This window comes from Brumicola blandensis (genome assembly GCF_031846165.1).
Classification (GTDB): domain Bacteria; phylum Pseudomonadota; class Gammaproteobacteria; order Enterobacterales; family Alteromonadaceae; genus Glaciecola; species Glaciecola blandensis.
The window spans coordinates 298,945-321,785 of record NZ_JAVRIE010000001.1 but is presented as its reverse complement, the minus strand read 5'-3'; the positions used below and the strand labels follow the sequence as shown (position 1 = coordinate 321,785).

The 22,841-nt window shown below is 42.1% G+C and carries 18 protein-coding genes and 1 tRNA gene; 6 read left to right on the top strand and 13 right to left on the bottom strand.

Annotation, left to right across the window (positions count from 1 at the left end; all coding sequences use genetic code 11):
- Window positions 1–113: 113 nt before the first annotated feature.
- The 3 genes from RM544_RS01415 to RM544_RS01405 all read right to left on the bottom strand — a co-directional run bounded on the left by RM544_RS01415 (window position 114) and on the right by RM544_RS01405 (window position 3,282).
- Window positions 114–989 carry a LysR family transcriptional regulator gene (locus RM544_RS01415; RefSeq protein ID WP_311359996.1) on the bottom strand — a complete coding sequence of 292 codons (876 nt, stop codon included), beginning with the start codon at window positions 987–989 and terminating at the stop codon, window positions 114–116.
- Window positions 990–1,104: 115 nt separating this feature from the next.
- The gene (locus RM544_RS01410) at window positions 1,105–1,305 is read right to left on the bottom strand and encodes a hypothetical protein (RefSeq protein ID WP_311359995.1); all 201 of its coding nucleotides are present in this window, start codon (window positions 1,303–1,305) and stop codon (window positions 1,105–1,107) included.
- Between the two features lie 123 nt (window positions 1,306–1,428).
- Window positions 1,429–3,282 (bottom strand): M1 family metallopeptidase, encoded by a 1,854-nt coding sequence (locus RM544_RS01405; RefSeq protein ID WP_311359994.1) that lies wholly within the window; start codon window positions 3,280–3,282, stop codon window positions 1,429–1,431.
- Window positions 3,283–3,638: 356 nt separating this feature from the next.
- Between RM544_RS01405 and RM544_RS01400 the strand changes: the two genes are divergently transcribed.
- Genes RM544_RS01400 through modC form a run of 4 tightly spaced genes read left to right on the top strand, consistent with a single transcriptional unit; the run spans window position 3,639 to window position 8,194 of the window.
- Window positions 3,639–5,561 carry a methyl-accepting chemotaxis protein gene (locus tag RM544_RS01400; RefSeq protein WP_311359993.1) on the top strand — a complete coding sequence of 641 codons (1,923 nt, stop codon included), beginning with the start codon at window positions 3,639–3,641 and terminating at the stop codon, window positions 5,559–5,561.
- A gap of 15 nt (window positions 5,562–5,576) precedes the next feature.
- Window positions 5,577–6,368, top strand: coding sequence for a molybdate ABC transporter substrate-binding protein (gene modA, locus RM544_RS01395; protein ID WP_311359992.1), 792 nt, complete (start codon window positions 5,577–5,579; stop codon window positions 6,366–6,368).
- 24 nt (window positions 6,369–6,392) lie between these two features.
- On the top strand, window positions 6,393–7,085 hold the full coding sequence (gene modB / locus RM544_RS01390; RefSeq protein ID WP_432264467.1) for a molybdate ABC transporter permease subunit: 693 nt from the start codon (window positions 6,393–6,395) through the stop codon (window positions 7,083–7,085).
- A gap of 2 nt (window positions 7,086–7,087) precedes the next feature.
- Entirely contained in the window at window positions 7,088–8,194 is a 1,107-nt protein-coding gene (gene modC / locus RM544_RS01385; protein WP_311359991.1) for a molybdenum ABC transporter ATP-binding protein, read from the top strand.
- Here the strand turns inward: modC and RM544_RS01380 are convergent.
- The 5 genes from RM544_RS01380 to RM544_RS01360 form a co-directional block, all read right to left on the bottom strand.
- Complete coding sequence (locus RM544_RS01380; RefSeq protein ID WP_311359990.1) at window positions 8,174–8,638, bottom strand: DUF2721 domain-containing protein; 465 nt, start codon at window positions 8,636–8,638, stop codon at window positions 8,174–8,176. The genes modC and RM544_RS01380 overlap by 21 nt on opposite strands.
- 401 nt (window positions 8,639–9,039) lie before the next feature.
- Window positions 9,040–9,351, bottom strand: coding sequence for a DUF3240 family protein (locus RM544_RS01375; protein WP_311359989.1), 312 nt, complete (start codon window positions 9,349–9,351; stop codon window positions 9,040–9,042).
- Window positions 9,332–12,409: an efflux RND transporter permease subunit gene (locus RM544_RS01370; RefSeq protein WP_311359988.1), complete on the bottom strand. Its 3,078-nt coding sequence runs from the start codon at window positions 12,407–12,409 to the stop codon at window positions 9,332–9,334. The genes RM544_RS01375 and RM544_RS01370 overlap by 20 nt, the downstream gene beginning before the upstream one ends.
- Window position 12,410: 1 nt before the next feature.
- On the bottom strand, window positions 12,411–13,427 hold the full coding sequence (locus RM544_RS01365; RefSeq protein ID WP_311359987.1) for a hypothetical protein: 1,017 nt from the start codon (window positions 13,425–13,427) through the stop codon (window positions 12,411–12,413).
- Window positions 13,424–14,566, bottom strand: coding sequence for a hypothetical protein (locus tag RM544_RS01360; protein WP_311359986.1), 1,143 nt, complete (start codon window positions 14,564–14,566; stop codon window positions 13,424–13,426). Before RM544_RS01360 ends, RM544_RS01365 begins: the two co-directional genes overlap by 4 nt.
- Before the next feature lie 204 nt (window positions 14,567–14,770).
- Between RM544_RS01360 and RM544_RS01355 the strand changes: the two genes are divergently transcribed.
- The gene (locus RM544_RS01355) at window positions 14,771–15,262 is read left to right on the top strand and encodes a helix-turn-helix transcriptional regulator (RefSeq protein ID WP_311359985.1); all 492 of its coding nucleotides are present in this window, start codon (window positions 14,771–14,773) and stop codon (window positions 15,260–15,262) included.
- 99 nt (window positions 15,263–15,361) lie between these two features.
- Here RM544_RS01355 and RM544_RS01350 read toward each other — a convergent pair.
- The 4 genes from RM544_RS01350 to apbC all read right to left on the bottom strand — a co-directional run bounded on the left by RM544_RS01350 (window position 15,362) and on the right by apbC (window position 19,771).
- A tRNA-Pro gene (locus RM544_RS01350) sits at window positions 15,362–15,438 on the bottom strand.
- A gap of 47 nt (window positions 15,439–15,485) precedes the next feature.
- Complete coding sequence (locus RM544_RS01345) at window positions 15,486–17,909, bottom strand: putative bifunctional diguanylate cyclase/phosphodiesterase (protein ID WP_311359984.1); 2,424 nt, start codon at window positions 17,907–17,909, stop codon at window positions 15,486–15,488.
- 42 nt (window positions 17,910–17,951) lie between these two features.
- Window positions 17,952–18,545 (bottom strand): dCTP deaminase, encoded by a 594-nt coding sequence (dcd, locus tag RM544_RS01340; protein WP_311359983.1) that lies wholly within the window; start codon window positions 18,543–18,545, stop codon window positions 17,952–17,954.
- A 101-nt stretch (window positions 18,546–18,646) separates the two neighbouring features.
- On the bottom strand, window positions 18,647–19,771 hold the full coding sequence (gene apbC, locus RM544_RS01335; RefSeq protein WP_311359982.1) for an iron-sulfur cluster carrier protein ApbC: 1,125 nt from the start codon (window positions 19,769–19,771) through the stop codon (window positions 18,647–18,649).
- Between the two features lie 132 nt (window positions 19,772–19,903).
- On the opposite strand from apbC, the gene metG reads away from it, so the two are divergent.
- The gene (gene metG, locus RM544_RS01330) at window positions 19,904–21,994 is read left to right on the top strand and encodes a methionine--tRNA ligase (RefSeq protein WP_311359981.1); all 2,091 of its coding nucleotides are present in this window, start codon (window positions 19,904–19,906) and stop codon (window positions 21,992–21,994) included.
- A gap of 33 nt (window positions 21,995–22,027) precedes the next feature.
- Here the strand turns inward: metG and RM544_RS01325 are convergent, their stop codons facing one another.
- Entirely contained in the window at window positions 22,028–22,771 is a 744-nt protein-coding gene (locus tag RM544_RS01325) for a methyltransferase domain-containing protein (protein ID WP_311359980.1), read from the bottom strand.
- Between the last annotated feature and the right edge of the window lie 70 nt (window positions 22,772–22,841).

Below are 22,841 nucleotides of genomic sequence, written 5' to 3'. Positions count from 1 at the left end.
ACTTTTTATCTACTAAGGCTTTATAAATTGAGAACGGTTCGCTGAAAAGTGAACCGTTTTTTTTCAAACATCGACAAAGCCCCTCCTATTTGCCACCCATATTTCAGGCAGGCTCAGTGATATAAGGCTCGTAAAGTGGTTAACACATCGACTACACCAACATGTTTATTGGCTTTCAATTGGCAAAAATAGACAGGGACACTTAAATCAGTCTCATCACCAAACTGAGTGACCGAGCATTGATAAAATTTAGCAATTTGCGTAGCAATAAGGGGAGAAAGACTTGGGTTTTTTGGCTTCGGCAAAACGGCCGCTGCAGATTTGCTAAACAAGGTATTCAAAACAAGTTCAATTGCATTTGTTTTAATTTTCGCTTTTTTCATTTCTGGCAAGGTTTTAACAAGCAAGTCTGTTGTGCTTGCTGACCAATCAAGATGAACAAGTTTGGCGCCGATGTCTATATTACTCTGTGCCAATAAGCCAGCTTCTGATTCATAAAGTGCTAAAGAAACGTCTAGTAGCGAGTGGCATTCGATGTCATCTGATTTCAGTAATGAGGTCGTCAAGCCAAAGTCAATGCTATGTTCATGCAATTGGCGCGTAATGTTTTCAACTGAAGACACTTCATGACGGATTGTCATCGAAGGGAACTGTTGATTGAGATGCTCTAGCGCCGTATCAAAAAATAAGGTTTGCGCATGAGGAGTGCTTGCACAATTAATGTGGATGCACTCTTCTTCTGCTAGCGCTTTACGAGCATCAGCTAACGTAGCAGACATCATTTCAGCATAAGGGATAAGGCTTTGTCCTGCTTGAGTAATTTGGATGCTATTTCTATTACGAATGAACAATGCTGTATTGAAGTACTCTTCAAGTAGTTTGATACGCGCACTAACTGCAGACTGAGTCAGATAAAGGTTTTCAGCGGCACGCCCAAAATGTCTGGTATTGGCAACTTCTAGGAATGTAGTAAGAAAACGAATATCCACAAAAAAACCAGCTATCAAATGATAACTGGTTTATAGCGTAAAACCTTAGGTGTAATCAATCTTTAATCACACATTATTATGATTAATCAGGCACTTTAACTTGGGCTGGTTGGCTCTAATGCTTGTCATTAAACTCCGCCGTAAGATTAGCTCGCTCATAGCTCATGCGTTTACTCTCACGCTTCTTACGCGCGATTTCTGCCTTGCTCTGAGATGCTTTTTGACTCATAGCGTCATGACGATATTTCCCAACTAACCAATCTTGCTGCTCAATGTCGTCTAACTCTTCTTTCTGAAACCTGTAATCTTTGCTCATGTTAATTACCCATTTGTAGGAATTTGCATAATAAAAGCATCGATTCATACTTGTACAATGAATAATTTTGCCCTACACCATGAATTATTTTTGTGAGCAAAGATCAACAGAAAGTCAGCTAAGCTAGTTAACAAAACCCTCATTTGCCGATACGGTCAATGGGTGGTATCCCGCTTTCGCCTTATCAAACGCTTTCTTAGCAAATGCTTTGCCTTCTTTTGTCTTACTTAGCTCGCGATATAATGGCTTCACTAGTTTATTCCGTCCAATACTGGTGAGGTAATCAAACAACCTATCGTAGGCAGGCTTGTATTCATTTTGCACAGCTATCATCAACCAACTATGTGCAATTTCATTATTTTTACTATTTGTTAAGTCAAACGCCGTATCCAAGGCAAGCAATTGCTTATCATTCAATTGTTCTGGCATATTATTTAAGAAATAAAGCCACTGATGAACAGTCCAAGCGTTTGTATCAATTTCATTAGCGCTCATATTCCCGCCAAGCCAAGCATCTCTTGCACTATCTACGTTAACGAACGCATCAGATTCTGGCACCGGCGCCCCCTCAGGAATACCTGGCTCAAATATCCAAAGATCAATACGTTCCGCTGATAACTTATCTGGGTACTGCGCTAGCAATGTCGTTTTTAGATAAGCAATAAATTCGTCTGTGGTGATACTTTTGAACGCAAAGTCTTCAAAGTACTGCAATAAAAATGTGTCAAAGTTATCGCGACCAATTTTTTGCTCAATTTCTCGTAAAAACAATGCACCTTTTTCATAAGGAATATTCGAGAAAACGTCATCGGCATCACGTCCGCGAAGATCAATCGCTAGAATTTGATCTTTCGAAGTTAATGATGCGATATCGTTTTGTAAGTCTTGGTAGCCCAAGACCGCTTCCATATTATAACGTGCCTCACCATATATCATTTCCATGATTCGATACGTCAGATACGTTGTAAAACCTTCGTTCAGCCATAGGTCACGCCAAGTCGCATTAGTCACCGTGTTTCCAGACCAGCTGTGCGCCAATTCATGTGCAATTAATGCAACCAAGCTTTTATCGCCAGCAATGACAGTAGGCGTAATGAATGATAAGCGAGGGTTTTCCATACCGCCAAAAGGAAATGACGGAGGTAAAATTAATAGGTCGTAGCGATCCCAACCATAAGGCCCATATTTGTTTTCCGTTGCTATCAACATACTCTCTGTGTCTTCGAACTCTTTTGCTGCCGCTTGAAGCATTGAGGGTTCAGCGTATACACCCGTACGGGGACCCATCGCTTGAAACTCTAAGTCACCGATTGCCAAGGCTATTAAGTAAGACGGAATAGCCTGTGGCATGTTGAACTCGTATACACCATCGCGCTCTGTGTCTGGGTCATTTGACGCACTCATCACTGCAAGTAGCTCTTTTGGCGTGCGAATTGTTGCCGTATAAGTGACACGTACTTTTGGTGAATCTTGCAAAGGTATAAAGCTACGCGCATGAATAGCTTGGGCTTGAGTGAATAAAAATGGATGCTTTTTCCCAGCGGTTTGCGCAGGTGTTAGCCACTGTGCACCCGATGCTGATGGCGACGTTTGATATTCAATCAGTAATCGCTCAGCATTATTTGGTAACTCGATATAGAGAGCCGAACCCAAATTTTCGTCAGCTGTTTTTAGTTCAAAAGGAACCGCTTCACCGGCCACTGTGACTTTTTTAATATCTAAGTCACGAGTGTCGAGCACAAGTGTATTGGCACCCGGCTGTGCGCGTTGAATATCGAGAGCAACGGTGCCCGAGAGCTGTTTCAGTTCAAAATCAGCGCGTAAATCTAAGTCTAGGTGAGTGACTGTAATTTCTTCTGGATTTGCAAAGCTATGATAATCCTTACCAACCTCAATAGAGCCAGTGTCGTCAGCTTTAGCTGGGACTGCGGTGTCAGTTTCATTAATGACTTTATTGTTGGGGCTGCATGCTGTCATTGATAATAGACCTAGGCTAAGTATCAAAGTAGCAAAACTGGTTTTTATAATATGTTTGTTTTTCTTCACAATGTTTGACTGTCTCTTTGGTTTTATTATGCAGTTATTTTGACACAGTTCGGTACTCAAACCAATGCTATTGAGAACCCAGAAGCTTGCTATGACCGTGCATACATTGGTCATGATTAACATCACTCTACACTTGCTTTCGTTTTTGCGCTGTTCTACTCTCCGATTTCGCAAAAAAATCATGCGGGCAAAGTGGATTTGGTCGATAAACAAATAGAAAAGCAATAAGTTCGTTAGATTCATCAACTTATTGACACTCAATTTCTTTAAATAAGGTTTATACACACATGCTCGATGTATCCATCCGTCAGAAAATCATTTTCCTTATCTGCTCGCTTGTAGCCATTACCGCATTGTTTGTGGGCACCTTGAGTGTCGTCACCACCAAACGTGATCTTTCTGAACGCGTTCTCACCAAAGAACTGCCTACCCTGATCAGTAGCATATCAGGAGAAATTGACGCTGAAATTACCCAAATGCTTACCATCGCGACGCAAATAGCGAATGACCCATTTATCCTTAATTGGTCTACATCAGGTTTTAGCGGCGAAGACGAAAAACTATTGGTCGACAAATTAAAAAGTACGACACTTAATTTCGGATTATCAAGCGCCTCATTTGCCGATAAAAATACCGCAAAATACTGGAATCAAGATGGCTTTCTAAGAACATTACAAAACGACGCAGCCGACGGTTGGTTTTTTGCTTATGTTGACAGCAAAGAAGCAAATTCGGTCAGTGTCTATTCCGATCCTAATACAGGCTCAACTGACTTGTTCGTGAATCATCAGCAAATTAACGGCAACGGTTTGTCTGGCACATCTAAGTCATTTAATGACGTGGTGAATTTGTTACGCAACTTCAAAATAGAGCAAACAGGCTTCGTTTTCTTGGTAGACAAAACAGGTAAGATAGCTATTCCGAGTAATAAAGCCCTGACAAATAAAGCGTCTCTTACCGACTTATATGGACAGTCATTCAATACAGAATTATTAAATGGTAAAGCATTTGAGACGACCTTAAGCGAACGTGATGGCGTTGATGTTTTACTTTCGTCGGGTTATATACCAAGCATGCAATGGTATGTTATCGCTGAAGTGCCTAGCCATGAGGTGTTTTCTACTGTCAATAAAACCAAATGGACAATCGTTATTTGGTCAATCGTGATAACCATTATTGGCGCCGCTATTGCTTACTATATGTCCGCAACGGTCAGTAAGCCGATCACTCACTTAGCCTCTATGTTTCAAAAGCTGGGCGATGGCAAAGCAAATTTATCGTTTCGGATGAGAGCTGAGGGTCAACAGGAAGTACAAGACGTCGCCAGAGGCTATAATCGATTTGTTGAAAAGCTTGAGAATGTTTTTACGGATATTGCTCAAAATAGCCAGCATTTGCGAGATGTCGCTAGCGTACTCGAGAAAGATTCTGTTATCACAATGCAAAATGTGCAATCAGAAGCCGATAGAACAGTAAAAATTGCAGAGTCATTACAAGATGTCCGCTCAAGTTCAACATTAGCGTCAAGTAACGCGGAAGAAGCAAACTCAGTCAGTCAACAAATTGCAAAAAATGGCACTCAAATTAGGGAGGTCATTGAAAGCTCACAAAGTGAAATGTCACAACTGGCCATTAAGATCGACGAAGTGGCTGATGTGATTAAGTCTCTTACCACCAATACAGATACCATTGCGGGTGCGCTGTCTACTATTCAAGCAATTTCAGATCAAACTAATCTGTTAGCACTCAATGCCGCGATAGAAGCCGCACGTGCAGGAGAGCAAGGTCGTGGTTTCGCGGTTGTGGCTGACGAGGTACGAACCCTAGCGAAACGCACTGCCGACTCGACACAGGAAATTCAACGCATCATGGATGTATTGAAACAATCTTCGTCTAGTGCGACAAAAGAGATTTCTCAAATTGTCGAACAATCAAAAGCCTCCTCAGAATCGATAGCGATTGCACAGGACATTTCCCTGAAGAACCGTAGTCTTTTCGACCAAATTGGCGCCAGCAGTGCCCAGGTAGCACTCTCTGTTAATGAACAAACGCTGTCTATAGATGAGATCAGTGAACACATGATTGAGATTCGAGAAAGTGCGAATAGCAACGCTGAAAAAGTATTGGAAATTGCTAATGAAACCAAAGTGCTCAATGAACTGGCAGAGAAGTTAGACAGACTAACGGCCACTTATCAAAAAAGCCATTAGTGCTATACTGATGGTATGACACAACGACGAATTCTACTTTTCTCTTTGGCAATGCTGCTCCTATCCGCATTGCCGAGTGTTTATGCGGCGAACGAAGAGTCATTGCATATTGCCGTAGCTAGCAACTTCATAGCGCCGATGCAAGACCTGCAAAAAGCGTTTGAAACCCTACATAATGTATCACTCACCGTCTCCTATGCCTCGTCAGGTAAGCTTTATGCACAGATAGTGAACGGTGCTCCATATGATGTGTTTTTATCCGCTGATCAAACTAAACCCACATTGTTAACCAACAACAAGTATGCCATTCATTCTAGCCAGTTTACTTATGCGCATGGTGAGTTAATACTGTGGTCTGGACGCGAAAATTTGTGGAGTGCAGGCAAAATATTGACGCATTCAGACCAAACTCATAATCTCGCTAGCCTTTTTAATTCGCTTCAAGTTAAGCGCTTTTCAATGGCGAATCCAAAGTTTGCGCCTTATGGACTAGCTGCACAAAAATTATTACAGAACACCTATGGCACACAAAAACCTCCCGCGACCAAAGTGCAAGGCGAAAGTATTTCACAAGCCTTTCAGTTCGTCGCTAGTGGCAATGTTGATATCGGTTTTATTGCTCGCTCTCAACTGCCTGATTATGGATCGTTTTGGTTACTCGCTGAAGAGGATAACCCAGCCATAAATCAAGACGCCGTGATCTTAAGCGCGAGCAAACAATTCGCCACTGCAAGTGCCTTTATTGAATTTTTACAAAGCAAAGAAGCTAAAAACATCATACAATCTCATGGATATAGAACTGAATAAAATCTTAGAAGAAGGAATTTTAAAGTGCTGTCCACCAGCGACATAGATGCAATCGTTCTAACCTTAAAGCTCGCGACCACAGTCACGGTGATTTTACTGCTAATCAGCACGCCATTAGCTATGTGGTTAGCGTCTACTCGTTCATGGTTGAAAGGACCCGTCAGCGCAATTGTAGCATTGCCATTAATCTTACCACCCACAGTATTGGGTTTTTACTTACTCATTGCGATGGGTCCAAATGGTCCTTTAGGAGAGTTTACGCAATCCATTGGCCTAGGCCTGCTGCCTTTTACGTTTTGGGGCTTAGTGATTGCTTCTTTGTTCTACTCTTTGCCCTTTGTCGTACAACCTATCCAGAATGCGATAGAAGCGATTGGCGAAAAGCCCTTGGAAGCCGCTTCAACACTTCACTGCAGCCCCGCAGATAGGTTTTTTCATGTCATTCTTCCTTTAGCTAAGCCGGGCTTTATAACAGCGAGTGTCTTAGGTTTTGCTCATACTGTCGGTGAGTTTGGTATCGTGCTTATGATAGGTGGCAATATTCCGCAAGAAACCAAAGTGGTTTCGATCCAGATTTACGATTATGTAGAAGCGCTAGAATACACTGGTGCCCATGCCCTATCTGGTATTATGGTGTTATTTTCATTCCTTGTATTGCTGACCCTATATACTTTTCAATCCCGTGGTAAAGCCAGCAAATTTAGTTTGGGACGATAAAAATGTCTTCAAAAACGGGCGAACAAAATCAAAATCATCTCGCATTTCAATTATCTTACCCTTCTAGGGAGAAGCCTTTTGATTTCGATGTCAACGCCTGTTTCCCGAACAATGGTGTTACTGCCATTTTGGGTGAATCTGGTAGTGGTAAAACAACCCTACTTCGCTGTATAGCTGGTCTCGAAAAATCGGCTAGAGGACACTTGCAGATTGGCCAAACCACTTGGCTTTCTGAGCAAGTTAATGTACCAACACACAAGCGAGAAATTGGCTACGTGTTTCAAGATGCACGGCTTTTTGAGCATTTGAGTGTGAGAGACAATCTCGCATTTGCACTTAAGCGTAGTCATGAAAAGGTCACACGCGCCTTCCATGAAGAAGTCATTCACGCCTTAGGTATCGAAGAACTATTAACGCGCTCACCAGACAAGTTGTCAGGAGGAGAGAAACAGCGTGTTGCAATGGCTAGAGCGCTCCTGATCAAACCCAAACTCCTTCTTATGGACGAACCTCTCGCTTCTCTTGATGAGACCAGAAAACAAGAAATACTGCCTTATTTGAGCGCATTACAGTGTATATCTAAGGTACCGATACTCTATGTTAGCCACTCTAGCGATGAAGTATGCAAGTTAGCCAATCATTTATTGGTTATTAATAACGGGAAGTTGGCAACTAGCGGGCCGATTAATGAAGTGTTGTCTAGTACAGAGCTCCCTTCAAATTACGTATCTGAAGCGAGTACCATCTTGGATTGTCACGTGCTGGAAAGGAAAGAGAAGTGGCAGTTAATTAAAGTGGGCTTTGATCATTCATATTTATGGCTTGAAGATAAGGGTCAAGAACTTGGCCAACAGTTAAAAGTACGACTACTTGCCAGTGACTTAAGCATTTCGCTAGACCCAGCGCCGCAAAGCACAATGCTGAATCGTTTAGCAGGACGTATCAATTCAATTCAACGTGATAGCAGCAGTGCTAGCGTACTAGTCAAGATTGATGTGGGTAACAAAGAGCTTGTTGCTAGAGTGACACGAAAATCAATCGATGACCTGTTTTTGATGGTAGGTATGCCTGTCTTCTTGCAAGTTAAATCAGTCGCTATCCTCGTCTAGTTGATGCGACTGTTGAAAGTAATGAGAATTAATTTTCAGCGTAGCGGTTGCAACACTCACTTCCAAAAAGAATGCAATCAGTCCGCCTGTTAGGAAAACCATACTTAACATAAACAGCACTAAGATTGTTGTGTCTAAACTGGTCGTCACTAATCCATTGATCATAAGCAGGATGACATCGACACAAATCACAAGGGCTGCCGCAATCAAAAAGTTAATCGACCAGTTAGCCAAACGCATTCTTTTATTTAGCGAGCGAAGCTCTCTCAATGCTCTAGCATCAATTCGCTGAGACTTCTCTCTGGCAAGCTCTTCAAACCATCGAGCTCTATCAATGACTCTCGCAACACGACCCGTGGCAACGTTAACCATTGTGCCAATACCAACAATCAAAAATATGGGGGCAAGCGCCAACTGAATGATTTCTACTGCACTTGCTGTCATACTTGTTTCCACCGTTTTTGTTTCCTACCTATCAAATACTTCATTCGCTTTTGGCATTCTCACGCATTTGCTTAGCTACTTTCTCAAGCAACACGTCTTTACTTATCGGATAGGATCGCTTGGTCGACATTTGCTTTAATTTGTTGGTTTAAAAATACGCTCGTGACAACGACGGCCGCGAAAAGCAGCACAAAGGAAATAAAAATAGCATAGCGCGTACTTTATTGAAACGGCTGTATATTATATCGTCTACCTAATGCAGTTTTAAATTTGCTCGTAATCGTTTTTTCAATGCCATAGTTTTGCAGAAGCCCTATGGTTTTATCCAACCCGGCCGACGACTCAACTTTCCTACCATCATCATTGCTGGCTCAATTGAAGCAAACAATACAAACTAAAAATCAAACAACCCCTGACTCAACTAAATGACTAACCCAGTATCTAATGTTGTTACCGCTGCTGCTTGCGCCCAGCAATCTGACTAAAAATGCAGAATCACCAGCTTTATGTAAAATTTCGAAACGATAAAAATCGCGATACCCTTCAACTTGTTCGGATAAATTATAATGGTTATGTTCTTGGCTAAAGCCTTGTATTTTACTCAAACTAAATCCACTTAAGAAACTGGCAGCCATCAACGAATCCACAACATCATCTTTTAGAGGTTCTGGCACGATTGCAATTAATATCAATTCATTTTGTTCTTGCGTCACGACGATTCTCCAGCCAAATATAAAAAACAGGTATTAGGAATAAGGTAGTAAAAGTTGATGTAAACAATCCACCAATAACGACTATCGCCAAAGGCTTCTGAATTTCAGCACCTGGCCCGGTTGCAAAAGCTAAAGGGAAAAGTCCGAACATCGCGGTACTTGCTGTCATTAGTACAGGTCGCAATCGTCGCTTGGCCCCGACTACAATACGGTCAATGACATTAACACTTGAGAGCCTAGTTTGTTCGAAGTAGCTGACCATGACCACACCATTCAGCACCGCCACTCCCAATAAAGCAATGAACCCAACTGACGCGGGCACCGATAGAAATTCGCCACTCAGAGAGAGTGCAATAACGCCCCCCATTGTTGCAAACGGGATATTCACCAAAATTAAACTCGCTTTACTTAAGGAACCAAAGGTAGTGAAGAGAATGATCATGATGAGAGCAATTGCTATCGGCACAACTACCATTAAGTTATTAGCGGCTCGTTGCTGATTCTCAAATTCTCCACCAAAGCTTAAGGTATAACCTACGGGTAAATTTAAGGACTCAGTAAGCGCACCTTTAAGTTCCTCAACAAAGCCCACAATATCCCTACCAGCAACGTTTGTCGTAACGACAGCAAAACGGTTACTGTCCTCACGTTCAATTAAGATAGGACCTTGTTTGAATGATATGTTGGCAATACTTGATAGCTGCACCAAACTTGCATCTGGCATCAAAATCGTCATTGACTGCATTTCAGTTAGTGTCGATGGTCGACTGTTGCTTAAATCAGGTAAACCAAAGACGATGGGGGTTTTCCGCTTTCCCTCTATCATTGTATTTATTGTCGTAGACTCTATTTGAGACTTTAGGAAAAGTGTCAGTTCAGCAATTGTCATATCATATATACTGGCGATTTCAGGCTTTAAGCGAATACTTAAAAAGTCGCCTCCCTCAATTACCGACGCACTCACATCAACGCTACCTTGGAGTGTTTTAGTGGTATCACTAATCTGCCCTGCGAGCATGGCAAGTTCGTTAATATCATTTCCAAAGACCTTAATTGACACATCACCCGTGCTACCAGTGAGCATCTCTGACACGCGCATTTGTATCGGTTGAGTAAAGCCAACATTGATCCCAGGAAAGCCTGCAAGTACTTTTCTAACCTCCTCTATCAATGCTTGTTTAGATTCGAATCGCCATGTTGAAACCGGTGCCAACTCCATGAAAATATCTGTTTCATTCAAACTCATTGGATCAAGACCAATTTCATCCGAGCCGACCCTTGACACGATTTGTTGTATTTCTGGAAATTTATCAAGTAGGGCATTTTCAATTTGAATATCTAATTGTGTAGACGCCTCAAGTGAAATATTCGGCGATTTCTCTAACTGAACAATAATATCGCCCTCGTCCAGAACGGGCATAAAGGTTTTACCAAGTGCACTGTATAAAACGATACTGGCAAACAGAAGTGCACCGGTAATCAATATAACGGGAAGAGGTTGTTTAATAGTGCTCGTTAACGTTAATTGATATTTATTTTGGAGCCATACAACAAACTTTGGTTCGTTTATGGCCGTTGCTTTTAGTAGCAGTGAAGCCAGTGCTGGTATGAGTGTTAGCGACAAAATTAAAGACGAAACCATGGCAAAAACAATGGTAATTGCCACTGGTTTAAACAGCTTACCTTCTAAGCCGCCAAGAGTTAATAATGGCGAAAATACGATGATAACAATAACCGTTCCTGAAACAACAGGAACCGCAACCTCCTTGCAGGCACGATAAATCAGATGCAATTTGGGTAGTTTCATATTCTGCTTTAAATTATTAACTGTATTTTCAACCACCACCACCGACGCATCCACTAGCATGCCAATAGCAATAACAAGTCCACCGAGACTCATCAAATTGGCAGACATTCCGAAATAGTCCATCAATAAAAACGTACACACAGCCGACATAGGCAGAATAAGAGAAACCACAACGGCTGCTCTAATATTTCCTAAGAACAAAGACAGTAAAATAATAACCAGTAAAACAGCAACTAGAAGAGCCTCCTCTATAGTGCCAATGGCTTTATCGATCAAGTTTTTGCGATTGTAAAACACATTAATATCAGTACCTTTCGGCAATGAACTTTGAATTTGAGCTAATTTATCAGTGACCTGCTCAATGACTTCAGCTGTGTTCGCATCCTTTAAAGCAATGACTATCGCTTCTGCAGTTTCAACACCGTTTCTTGTTACGGCGCCATAACGAGTTAAGTGTCCTATATCTATAAGCGCAACATCTTGTAAACGCACCACACTATTATCGATATTTGCGATAACAATATTTTGTAGTTCATCAATATTGCTAATACGTCCCTCACTGCGCACAATCATCGTGTCATTACCAATATTGACTCGACCAATACTGCCATTTTGATTGATGGACTGGATAATTTCGCTTAGCTGCTCAAATGTCATTCCCACACTGGACAGTTTTATTGGATCTGGGCTTATTTGATAGGTTTTTGCAAAGCCACCTAAAATATTAACGTCGGCAACACCGTTAATACTTCTAAGCAACGGTCGAATTTCCCATTCTAATAACTGTCGTCTTTCAATAAGACTCATCGCCGGATTTTCGAGCGAAAACATAAACATCTCGCTCAATGCTGTGCTCATTGGTGCGATACCACCGTCCAGGTTATCTGGTAGCGATGGCATGACGGCGGCTAGGCGCTCAGTGACTTGCTGGCGGGCCCAATAGATATCAGTCCCCTCTTTAAAATCGATAGTGATATCAGTAATCGCGTACTTCGTTGTTGAACGTAAAACTTCTTTATTAGGAATACCCAAAAGCTCGGTTTCAATCGGTAGCGTAACCTGCGCTTCAATTTCCTCAGGTGTCATCCCTGGTGCCTTTAGAATTATCTTTACCTGAGTTGGTGATATCTCTGGAAAGGCGTCAATTGGCAATGCAAACCATGCTGACCCACCCGCCAATAATAAAAAAAACGAAACAATGAGAACAAATATGCGTTGCGTCAGTGAGAAACGTAAAACTTTATCTAGCATATTACTGCCCCAAACCTAGCAAGATCCCTTGCAACGCGCTTACAGAAGAGACCAGCACATCCTTGTTTACCAAAGAGGCTTTTGATTGAAAAACATAATTGTCGTTTTGAGCATTTATCAAGCTGACCTCAACCCCATCAAAACCATTTTCAGTCTTAATAAAAATGTAGTTTGCTCCCTCCCAACTAAAAACCGCAGACTTTTTGGCTTTGTAAGCATCTAGGGAATATACTGGCGTTGCGCTTACAATTTGTCCTTTCACCAGACGACAATCTCCACTTGTGAGTTGAGCCCATGCCGTTAGATAAAATGCAGATTCGTTTACTTCAGTGAAATCGAGTGCGAATTGGCAGTTTTTCGCGATAAAATATTCGGGGTTTTGCTTCCCATCGATGGGTAGCTTTAGTTTGATTCTCATCGCGTCATTTGGCACGAAGGAGGCGATAAGGCTGTTAGCATCTACCATCCGAATGCCACTATATTCAAGCGAACCATCAATGGGCGAAGCCAAAGTCATGGCATCCTTTTCTTCATCAAAACCAACAACCAGTTCAAAAAAGTGAGTTAGTTCATCAAATTCCATTTTAGTATCATGAAATTCATTGCTGACGTCTAACCATGCCTTTTCGCTGAGAGATTTTCGTTTGTATAGCGCTTTACTATTTTCAAAATGTGCGCGGGCTTGGTTATACAGTTCTTTTTTCATTTGGTACGCCATGTAAAAGTGATGTACCTCTGGCCCTTGAAGCACTGCGAAAGCCTCTCCTTCAGCGATGCTTGCACCACTCCCTTTCAGGTAGCGAATCTGCTGCACATTAATGGGTGACTTCAAAGCGTAAGCCTGCCCTGGTAACGAACTCGCTTGTGCTAAAAGCGCTTTACCACGGTACGAATTTATTGTTTCGATTGTTTGCGTTTGCAACGCTAAATCTTGAAGCGTGGTTTGCTCAACAGACAAGTTCTGTGCAGAAACACTAGTGAAGGTAAGTACGAGGCATAAAAGTGAGAAGGTTTTCATAGTGTAATTCCAGCAGCTTGTTTAATGAGCGCAACTTGGCGCTGAGTGTAAAGTCGGTTCAATTCAACATTTGATTGGGCATCAATATTGTTCAGTAAGGTACGAATGAAAAACTCTTGGTTCGGCGCATTCGCTTCACGCAATTCATCCATTACCTTATTTAATGCATGTAATGTGGATAAACCTTTATCGAGCAATCGCTGCTTTTCTTGTAAAAATGTATATTCTCGCACCCTTGATGCTTTGTTTTCCGTTAGTTGTAAGTACAGTTTTTTTCTTGCGATTTCATGATCGATTGTTAACTTTGCATATTCACTTTTTTGCAAGGAAGAAAGGGTTTCCCCTATTCCAATAGGCACTTCCACACCTACACCCAACTGGTTTTCTGAAAACCCTGGCGTGCTTACATGCTTGCCAGTGAGTTGAATACTCCAAGGCGTAGTTCGTTTACTGCTGCCTAGTAACATTTCATAGGCATTTTCAAACTCGGCATCTAAAGCTCGAACATCGGGGTGATTCGCTATTTCAGCTATCTCTTCCCCCTCAAGGCTTTCACTAATCTGATTAGGCAAAACACGAAGGCCGGTGAGAGCAAAATATTGCTCCTGCAAACTACTAATATTGCGCTGATATTCCATGAACGAAATAGAAAGTTGATTCATTTCAGCTTGCACTATTAGCGCAAGGTATTGCGGAATAGCTTGAGCTGCAGCCATTTCCTCAAACTGGGTTGTCAAACTAGACAGTAAGGTTTGCTTGCGGTTCAAGGCCTCTAAAGATGCTTTTTGTATGCTCAGTTCCCAAAGAATACTTCTTAAACGACCCGATAAAATTAGCGCGAACTGTTGCTTTGCAGTGCTTTGTAGTTTGTCTACTTTGCTATCCAGCTTTTTCTCAATGTCCCTTAAAAAGGGCGACTTGATATCAAAACTAAAGGTAATCTCACTTTCATTGGTGCCCAATTCATCTCTGCTCTCCAAATGCATAAAAGAGACTGATGGTGAACCGTCAAGCCAAGTTGACAAACCCGACTCTTTAACTTGCTCAATATTGGGTTTTATTAACAAATTTGACTGTTTTTCGATAGCTGCTTGTAAACTATCGTGTAAACTTAGATTAGGTTGTGCATGCGTTGGCAAAATTACGCATATATAGACAACGAAATAGCCCCATGGCCACCAAAGAGATTTGAATCTTGTCACTGATTTCTCGCGCTCGTTAAAGTTGCGTCAATACTACAAGATTGCGTCTGCAAGCGCATCAGACATAGGTATTACGCGCCATCGCACATATGTATGACGCATAGCTCTCAGGCCACATAAGTAGTGATTAAGGAAGAAATAATGAGAAACACTGTTGTAGCAACCATCTTATTTATCATCATGACACTAAACGCTTTTGATGTGATGGTAGATGTCGGGTTGGGAATGCCTTTTTGGCATATTGCGCAAGAGGCGTCCTTGGTGCTCCTCTCTGGATTAGGTGCTACCGTTCTTGTTCTGCACATGCGCACAAAAAACAAAAATTTGCAGGAGCTAGCATCGAAACTTGCAGATGCAAATCAGCAGGTCGCTTTACTTAGCGGTAAAATACAAGAAGAAAGAAAACGCTACAGTCTTATTATTAAAAATCAATTTGAACAGTGGGAGTTAACAATGGGTGAGCAACAGGTCGCGCTGCTCTTATTAAAAGGCTTAAGCTTAAAAGAAATCGCAAGCGTAAGAGACACAAAAGAAATGACGGTTAGGCAACAAGCTTCCAGCATCTACAACAAAAGCAATTTAGGTGGAAGACACGAATTTTCAGCTTGGTTTTTGGAAGACTTTTTAAATTAGAGTCAGCCATTCATCTGTATTACTCTTGTCAGCGATTCAAGGCCTTACCTTTACTCAGTAATTTGCGCCAGAGTGATTGCACGCAAAGCAAAGGAGAATTGGTCGGTGTGAGAGGATTCGAACCTCCGACCCCTGACACCCCATGACAGTGCGCTACCAAGCTGCGCCACACACCGACCGAAGTGGGGCATTATATTTACCCACACAGAAAAAGCCAGTAATTTTATACAATTGCCCTTTTTAGCTCAGAATTTAAGCTTTGGAGTTTGGCATCGCCTGTAGCTGGCATCGTAAAGTCAGTAATAAAGCTACGCACTTCTTTCAAAGGAAGTGGTTTAGAAAAGTAGTAGCCTTGAATTGTATAACCACCTAACAAATTCACCTTTTCTAACTGTGTTTCTGTTTCAACGCCTTCAATCGTGACACTTAAATTAAGACCTTTTGCTAGCTTTAATATTACATCGACAATCGCTGCTGAGCGCTCCGCTGTGGCATCTGAATCTAACTCAGTAATAAATGAACGGTCTATTTTTAAGGTATCGATGGAGAGTTGCTGTAAATAAGATAACGATGAGAAACCAGTACCAAAGTCATCCAGTGCAATGGAAATACCTTTCTGCTTAAGTAATTTTAACTTATTGTTTACTGCATCAATGTTCTCAATAATCGCCGACTCAGTCACTTCTAACTCCAAACGGGATGGCGGAAGACCAGTCCTGTCTAGTGTTAACATCACCATATCAATAAAGTTATCAGATAGGCACTGAAGACCTGATACATTGACGCTCACTTTCAAATCGTTTGGCCACGCTTTTGCGTCCTGACATGCTTGCTCCAGCACATAACTGCCAATAGAAATAATTTGCCCCGTTTCTTCGGCTAATTCAATGAAATCGCCTGGCGATACTCTGCCATGTTTAGGGTGAGACCAACGTACCAAAGCTTCCATGCCTGTTACATTATGATTTAAGCTGTCAACCTGAGGTTGGTATTCAACAAAAAACTGACCTTCGTCTACCGCAACCCGCAAGTCGCTCATCATCTGAATACGTTTGTTGTTTTCAGCCTCAAGCAGATTATTAAAAATAGTGAATTGGCCTTTACCACTTCCCTTCGCAGCATACATCGCTATATCTGCTTTCTTAAATAAATCATCGAGAACAAGGCCATGTTGCGGCGCAACACTAACACCGACACTCGCTTTAATTTCAACCTGTGTGTTAGTTAAGCGAATTGGAGCAGATAAACAATCGAGTATCTGCCTTGCTCTTCGTTGTGCATTTTTTACCTCTGTACTGAACAGAATAAACTCATCTCCGCCTAATCTAGCGATCATTTCTTTTGACAGTAATGCTTGTGTAAAACGGTGAGCAATATGTTGAAGTAATTTATCTCCTTCATGATGACCAAAGACATCATTTACTTCTTTGAAGTTATCCAAGTCTATCAACATGATCATGAAAGGAATTGCACCTGACTCAAAGCGACTTGCATGCTTATTGAATTGGAAGCGATTCGGTAGCCCTGTCAGCATATCTGTTTTCGCCAAGCGTTCAATTTCTTGTTTGTGTGTGTACTCTGAAGTCACATCTTTGGCAACACCGCGCCAACCAATAAGTTCATCGTCCTCAAATAGAGGTTTACCCGATAATGACATCCAAGCGACTTGATCGTTTAAGTATATTGGCAACACAACGCCGTTAAATTCCATTTGATTCGCTACAGCCTCTTCCACTTGCTTAATTTTTTTGAGGTGGTCAGCTTCAGTACAATGAAAATGTTGCGATAATAAGGTCGGTAGATCGAGTTCAATGATTTGTTCGTTGTCGAGATGAATAGCAGATTTAATTTTGCTCGGTAAATGTGACAATTTACCTCGTCCATCCAGCTCCCATAGCCAATCACTCACGTGATCTTCAAAGTCCTGCATCAAAACGCTCATACTCTCTTTTTGATATTCCGCCTTGGATTTCTGAATTTGAGCGCGTTGTTCAGCTGCAATTCTCATTAGATAAGTACGATGTAGAGCTAATATAATGGTGCTAATCAGTGCGGCGTAGAACAATATCATTCCGCTCAATACGATACTAAAAGTAAGGTCCCCGAGCATGTAGCCAATGTGAATAGAGGATACCGTTAGAGGTAAAATCCAATAGAATGCTGCCCTTGGCACCATGCAGAGTGCAAACGCTCCACCACAAATCATACCTGTCACCACCGCGACTAGGACGAGTCGCCCTTCATCACCGACTATTGGAAAGAGATAATAAGAGTAAAGACTGAAGCCCGACGCTACCGCAACAGAAAAAATACAATGAATCCGCATTGCGACCCGGTTGGTAATGTATTCTTGATTGCGGCGCCAAAAGTACTCTGACCATATGAGCCAACACAGCGAAACACAACAGAGAAAGGACGCAATCGAGTTGAGGAACTGAGAGTTGCCATAATCTTGAAACATGAACGCCAGTAACAAGGCGTTAAATATATTGAAAGGCTGGGTGACGTAAAGAAGTTTGGATATAATAGACAACAGCTTCGACTGGACTTCAGAGACCTGGGATTCTGAAAGCCCTACTCCCTGCAGCGACGCTTGCTTAAACTGAATTAAGCTTGATATTTTTAGTTTTGGTTTTGGTTTTGCCAAACTTTCACCTCATCCTGAGTATAGCTCACGCCTTTACTACATTTATTCGCTCTTGTCGTCAGCGCTGATACGACTCGCAATTGCGCCTATTTGACCTTTGTATTTTGCATCTACTCTGGCATTGTAAGGTTTTTCGGCATGACCGCTAAGCATCTCAAAACTTATTGCACCTATTTTCATAAGAGGCTTCAGCGCTAAGGGAAGTTTTCCGCTGTTATAAAACTCTAAAACAATCTGACCTGACCAACCTGGGTCGATTCGATGTGCAGTGACATGAACCATCAAACCCAATCGAGCAAGTGAAGAACGACCGTCAAGCCAACCGACGATATTGTCTGGTAAGGTAATTGATTCATGCGTAACTGCTATCGCGAGCTCACCTGGATGAAGGAAAAAGGAGTCTTCATCTGCAATGCAAATTTCGTCACTCATGACTGAATCGAGGGCTTTTTGAACGCTTTCTTTCGGGCCACTCAAATCAATATAAGGCGCTGCATGTTCTTGAAAAACTCTGAATTTATTACTGAGCCTGACATCGACAGTCAAGCCGCTGATTTGATCATAATCGGGTGAAGGAACGATGCTTATTTTCCCTTCTTGCAGATATTTTAGAATATCCTTGTCACACAAACGCATAACTTTGTTCCTTGAAACACAACAACCACTATTTAGGAATGCTTACCTAAACTTATGTGATTGATTATGCTTGCAGATCGCAGCGCTTGCAATATTTTCATTTATTGTTGATTAACAATAGGTATACCTAGCTCAGGATTTCCTTGTGTATGCTTCGTTACTAATGCGTGCTGGGGCAATTCTGCGCCTATTTTTATAGACACTTGTTGAGCGATTTCACGATAAATAAGACTGGCTTCATTGCCGGGATCAAAGACCACTATTGGCTTCCCTTCGTCAGCATGCTCTCGAATAGCGTTACTCAAAGGTAATTCGCCTAACACGGGTATTTCAAATTGTTGTGCAAGTTTAGCTGAACCTCCTTTGGAGAAAGGATAGGACTTCTCTCCGCACGCACATTGGAAATAGCTCATATTTTCAACGATCCCCAATACTGGCACATCCAATTTGCCGAACATCGCAATGCCTTTTTTCGCATCAGCAGTAGCAATCGTTTGAGGCGTACTAACAACGACGGCTGCGCTCAAGGGAACCTGTTGCGCTAATGTAAGATGGATATCGCCCGTTCCTGGCGGCAAATCTACGATTAAATAATCTAACAAGGGCCACTTCGTTTCATAAATTAATTGCTTTAATGCTTTGGTCGCCATGGGTCCCCGCCATATGGCCGCGCTCTCACTGTCTACTAGATAACCGATAGAATTAGCAACTACGCCATGCACATCAATTGGAAACATAGTTCGGTTATCTTCACTCGCTGGATGCGCCTCTGGGTTACCCAGCATGATCGGAACAGATGGCCCGTAAATATCTGCATCCACAATCCCTACGCGTGCTCCCTCTTCCATCAAAGCAAACGCAAGGTTAACACTAGTAGCCGACTTACCTACGCCCCCTTTGCCTGAGGAAACCGCAATCACATTCTTAACATTGGGTATGGGTGTTGTTTTCGCCGCTGTGATAGGAATATTGTAGCTAACCTTTATTTCACTCTTGTTTAAGGATGGCATTTGCTCGGTTAAATAAGCAGCAAGTGCGTCCAAACGTGAATTCGCACAGAATGGCAAACTGAGCTCAATAACCTGCTTTTTACCCTTCTCTAAGCTTTTCTCATCAGCTAAAGCAACGATGGCTTCGCGGTGTTTTGGTTCGCTATTAAGGTTAAAAAATGACGCGACCGCCTGCTCAATTGCATCGTTTCTTTCTAGCTTTTTTCTTGAAAACACGGCGAAAAACTCCTTTTTGGATAAAGATGCGTCAGAAAACTACTTATTCGATAGAATTACGTAATGCAAAATAAGCTTGTTTGGGCTACCATCTGCGCATTAATTTTTATTTGTGAAACCTATATTTAATCTATGTCTACTACTCAAGTTGCTACGGCTGAAAAACGCCGTATTTTGGTCACCAGTGCATTACCCTACGCAAACGGTTCAATTCATTTAGGCCATCTCTTAGAACATATTCAAACCGATATCTGGACTCGATTCCAACGAATGAGAGGTCACGAATGTTACAGCGTGTGTGCAGACGATGCGCACGGTACACCGGTCATGTTGAAAGCACAAGAGTTAGGCATTACGCCAGAACAAATGGTCGCTAAAACACGCGAAGAACATCACCAAGATTTGCTTGATTTTCACGTTGACTATAACAATTATTATGTGACTCATTCAGAAGAAAACAAGACTCTTTGTGAATTAGTCTATAACAATTTGAATGACGCTGGATATATCAGTAAACGCGTGATCAGCCAGTTATATGATCCCGAAAAAGAAATGTTTTTGCCAGACCGCTTTATCAAGGGTGATTGTCCTAGTTGTGGTGCTGAAAACCAGAACGGCGACAACTGTGATGTTTGCAGTGCTACTTACAGTCCAACTGAAGTAAAGAACCCACGTTCGGTAGTGTCCGGTGCAACACCGGTGTTACGCGACTCTGAACACTATTTCTTCGACCTTCCTAAGTTTGAAGATATGCTGAAATCTTGGATCCGCTCCGGCGCTATACAAAATGAGATGGCAAACAAACTAGAAGAATGGTTTGAGCAAGGGCTACAGCAATGGGATATCAGTCGCGACGCTCCTTACTTTGGTTTTGAAATACCCAATGCTCCGGGCAAGTTTTTTTATGTTTGGGTTGATGCTCCAGTGGGTTACATGGCCAGCTTTAAACATTTCTGCGATGCCAATGGTATCGATGACGCCCCGTTTTGGGCAAAAGATACTGACACCGAGCTGTATCATTTCATTGGTAAAGACATTACTTACTTCCACTGCTTGTTCTGGCCAGCAATGCTTGAAGGTGCTGGATTCAGAAAGCCGACGGGTGTGAACATTCATGGTTTCGTGACTGTTAACGGCGCTAAGATGTCCAAATCGAGCGGCACATTTATTAAGGCTCGCACCTATTTAGAGCATTTGAACCCCGAATACTTAAGATATTACTTTGCATCGAAATTAAACGATTCGGTAACAGATATCGACTTAAATTTTGAAGACTTTGTCCAGAAAGTAAACTCTGATTTAGTGGGTAAAGTTGTCAATATCGCTAGCCGCTGTGCAGGCTTTATCACTAAACGCTTTGACGGCAAACTGTCTGATAACATTGAAAACCCTGAGTTACTTGCTACCTTCCAGAAAGCCAGTGAAGGTATTGCTCAGCATATTGAAGCTCGTCACTATCATAAAGCCGTCCGCGATATCATGGCATTAGCTGATCAAGCAAATCAATATATTGATGCACAAGCACCTTGGGTGACGATTAAAGATGAAGCTAAACAAGCATTCACTCATGATGTGTGCTCTCTTGGTATCCACTTGTTCCGTATCCTCATGGTTTATTTAACGCCAGTTATGCCGAAGTTATCAGAGCAGGCACAAGCATTCTTGAATGACTCATTCAATTGGGACAGCGCACAAGAAGTTAAATTGGGTCATTCAATCAACAAGTTCAAAGCGCTGTTGCAACGCGTTGAGATGGACAAAGTGAATGCTATCATCGAAGACTCAAAAGAAAGTCTAGCACCAGCAACAAAACCAGCGAAAGAAGCAAAAAAGAAAGCCTCTACACCGGCGCTTGAAACTCAATCTGGAACGCCCCTCGAACAAGATCCTATCGCTGAAACGATTAGCTTTGAAGACTTTGCCAAGGTCGACTTACGCGTTGCTCGAATAGCAAAAGCCGAACACGTTGAAAAAGCCGATAAGCTCCTTCGTTTAGAATTGGATTTGGGTGGTGAAACAAAACAGGTATTTGCTGGTATTAAATCAGCGTATCAACCTGAAGAGTTGGAAGGTAAACTGACTGTTATGGTGGCTAATTTAGCACCACGTAAGATGCGTTTTGGAATGTCAGAAGGAATGGTGCTAGCGGCTGGTCCTGGTGGCAGCGACCTCTTTATTCTTGAGCCTCATGATGGCGCCCAGCCTGGCATGAAAGTTAAGTAGCTTGTCGAGCTACTTAACTGTCATTTAAGATAGTTAGAGTGAGTCGCGATGGCTCACTCTAGCACTTGCTGCAGAAAAACTTGGCTTCTTCACCTTCCATTTAGGTTTTATCGTCGAAAGTGGTATCTCTCTTTTCCTCGCCACAATGACGTACATTGACGATAAGCCTGGCAAGTACCGCTTACAAAACTTTTGTATTCTTGATCCTTGAGAAAAGCGTTTGCTAGCAAATAAGGACGAGTACATAACATACTCCTGCTCGACTATTTCAAAGCCCAAAAGCTGCAACCAGTCCTTTATTCTAGCGCTGGTGAAGAAGCGTCCCTGATGCAATAAATTGCCTTTATTTATAGGAAAGTATTTAAGCACGCCAGCCATACTGAAAGGGTTAAATCCAGCAATAATGACTTGCCCATTAGCAGTGATGGCACGATCAACTTCGCGTAAAATTTGGTGAGGATCCTGAGCAAAATCTAGCTCGGCGGCCAACAAGAAACCATCAACGGAGTTTTGTTGAAGAGGTAGTTCTCGCGAGATACCCCTGACATTGCAACCTGCAGTTATGGGCTCGCTTAGATTAACGATGTGTTTTATTGGCGAATTAACCAAGGCGACATCACCACTGAGCGTTCCTAAACGGACGAAATGATAACCAAATATCCGCTCAACTAAAGGTGCACAGGCTAGCTCAAGCTCCTGTTTAATCAGCTCGCCTTGGCTAATATCAGACCATCCAGTAGGATACTGAGGCTTAACCGCACTTAGTGCTGATTTCATCACGCCACATAAACCTTGTTAGTTAATTTACCTTGGCCTAAGGTTATAGTGAACACGACTCTACTTGCAA

Coding starts and splice junctions, on each gene's coding strand:
- RM544_RS01410 (WP_311359995.1), bottom strand. CDS start 1,305: ATGAGCAAAGATTACAGGTTTCAGAAAGAAGAGTTAGACGACATTGAG.
- RM544_RS01405 (WP_311359994.1), bottom strand. CDS start 3,282: ATGACAGCATGCAGCCCCAACAATAAAGTCATTAATGAAACTGACACC.
- RM544_RS01400 (WP_311359993.1), top strand. CDS start 3,639: ATGCTCGATGTATCCATCCGTCAGAAAATCATTTTCCTTATCTGCTCG.
- modA (WP_311359992.1), top strand. CDS start 5,577: ATGACACAACGACGAATTCTACTTTTCTCTTTGGCAATGCTGCTCCTA.
- modC (WP_311359991.1), top strand. CDS start 7,088: ATGTCTTCAAAAACGGGCGAACAAAATCAAAATCATCTCGCATTTCAA.
- RM544_RS01380 (WP_311359990.1), bottom strand. CDS start 8,638: ATGACAGCAAGTGCAGTAGAAATCATTCAGTTGGCGCTTGCCCCCATA.
- RM544_RS01370 (WP_311359988.1), bottom strand. CDS start 12,409: ATGCTAGATAAAGTTTTACGTTTCTCACTGACGCAACGCATATTTGTT.
- RM544_RS01365 (WP_311359987.1), bottom strand. CDS start 13,427: ATGAAAACCTTCTCACTTTTATGCCTCGTACTTACCTTCACTAGTGTT.
- RM544_RS01355 (WP_311359985.1), top strand. CDS start 14,771: ATGAGAAACACTGTTGTAGCAACCATCTTATTTATCATCATGACACTA.
- dcd (WP_311359983.1), bottom strand. CDS start 18,545: ATGCGTTTGTGTGACAAGGATATTCTAAAATATCTGCAAGAAGGGAAA.
- metG (WP_311359981.1), top strand. CDS start 19,904: ATGTCTACTACTCAAGTTGCTACGGCTGAAAAACGCCGTATTTTGGTC.
- RM544_RS01325 (WP_311359980.1), bottom strand. CDS start 22,771: ATGAAATCAGCACTAAGTGCGGTTAAGCCTCAGTATCCTACTGGATGG.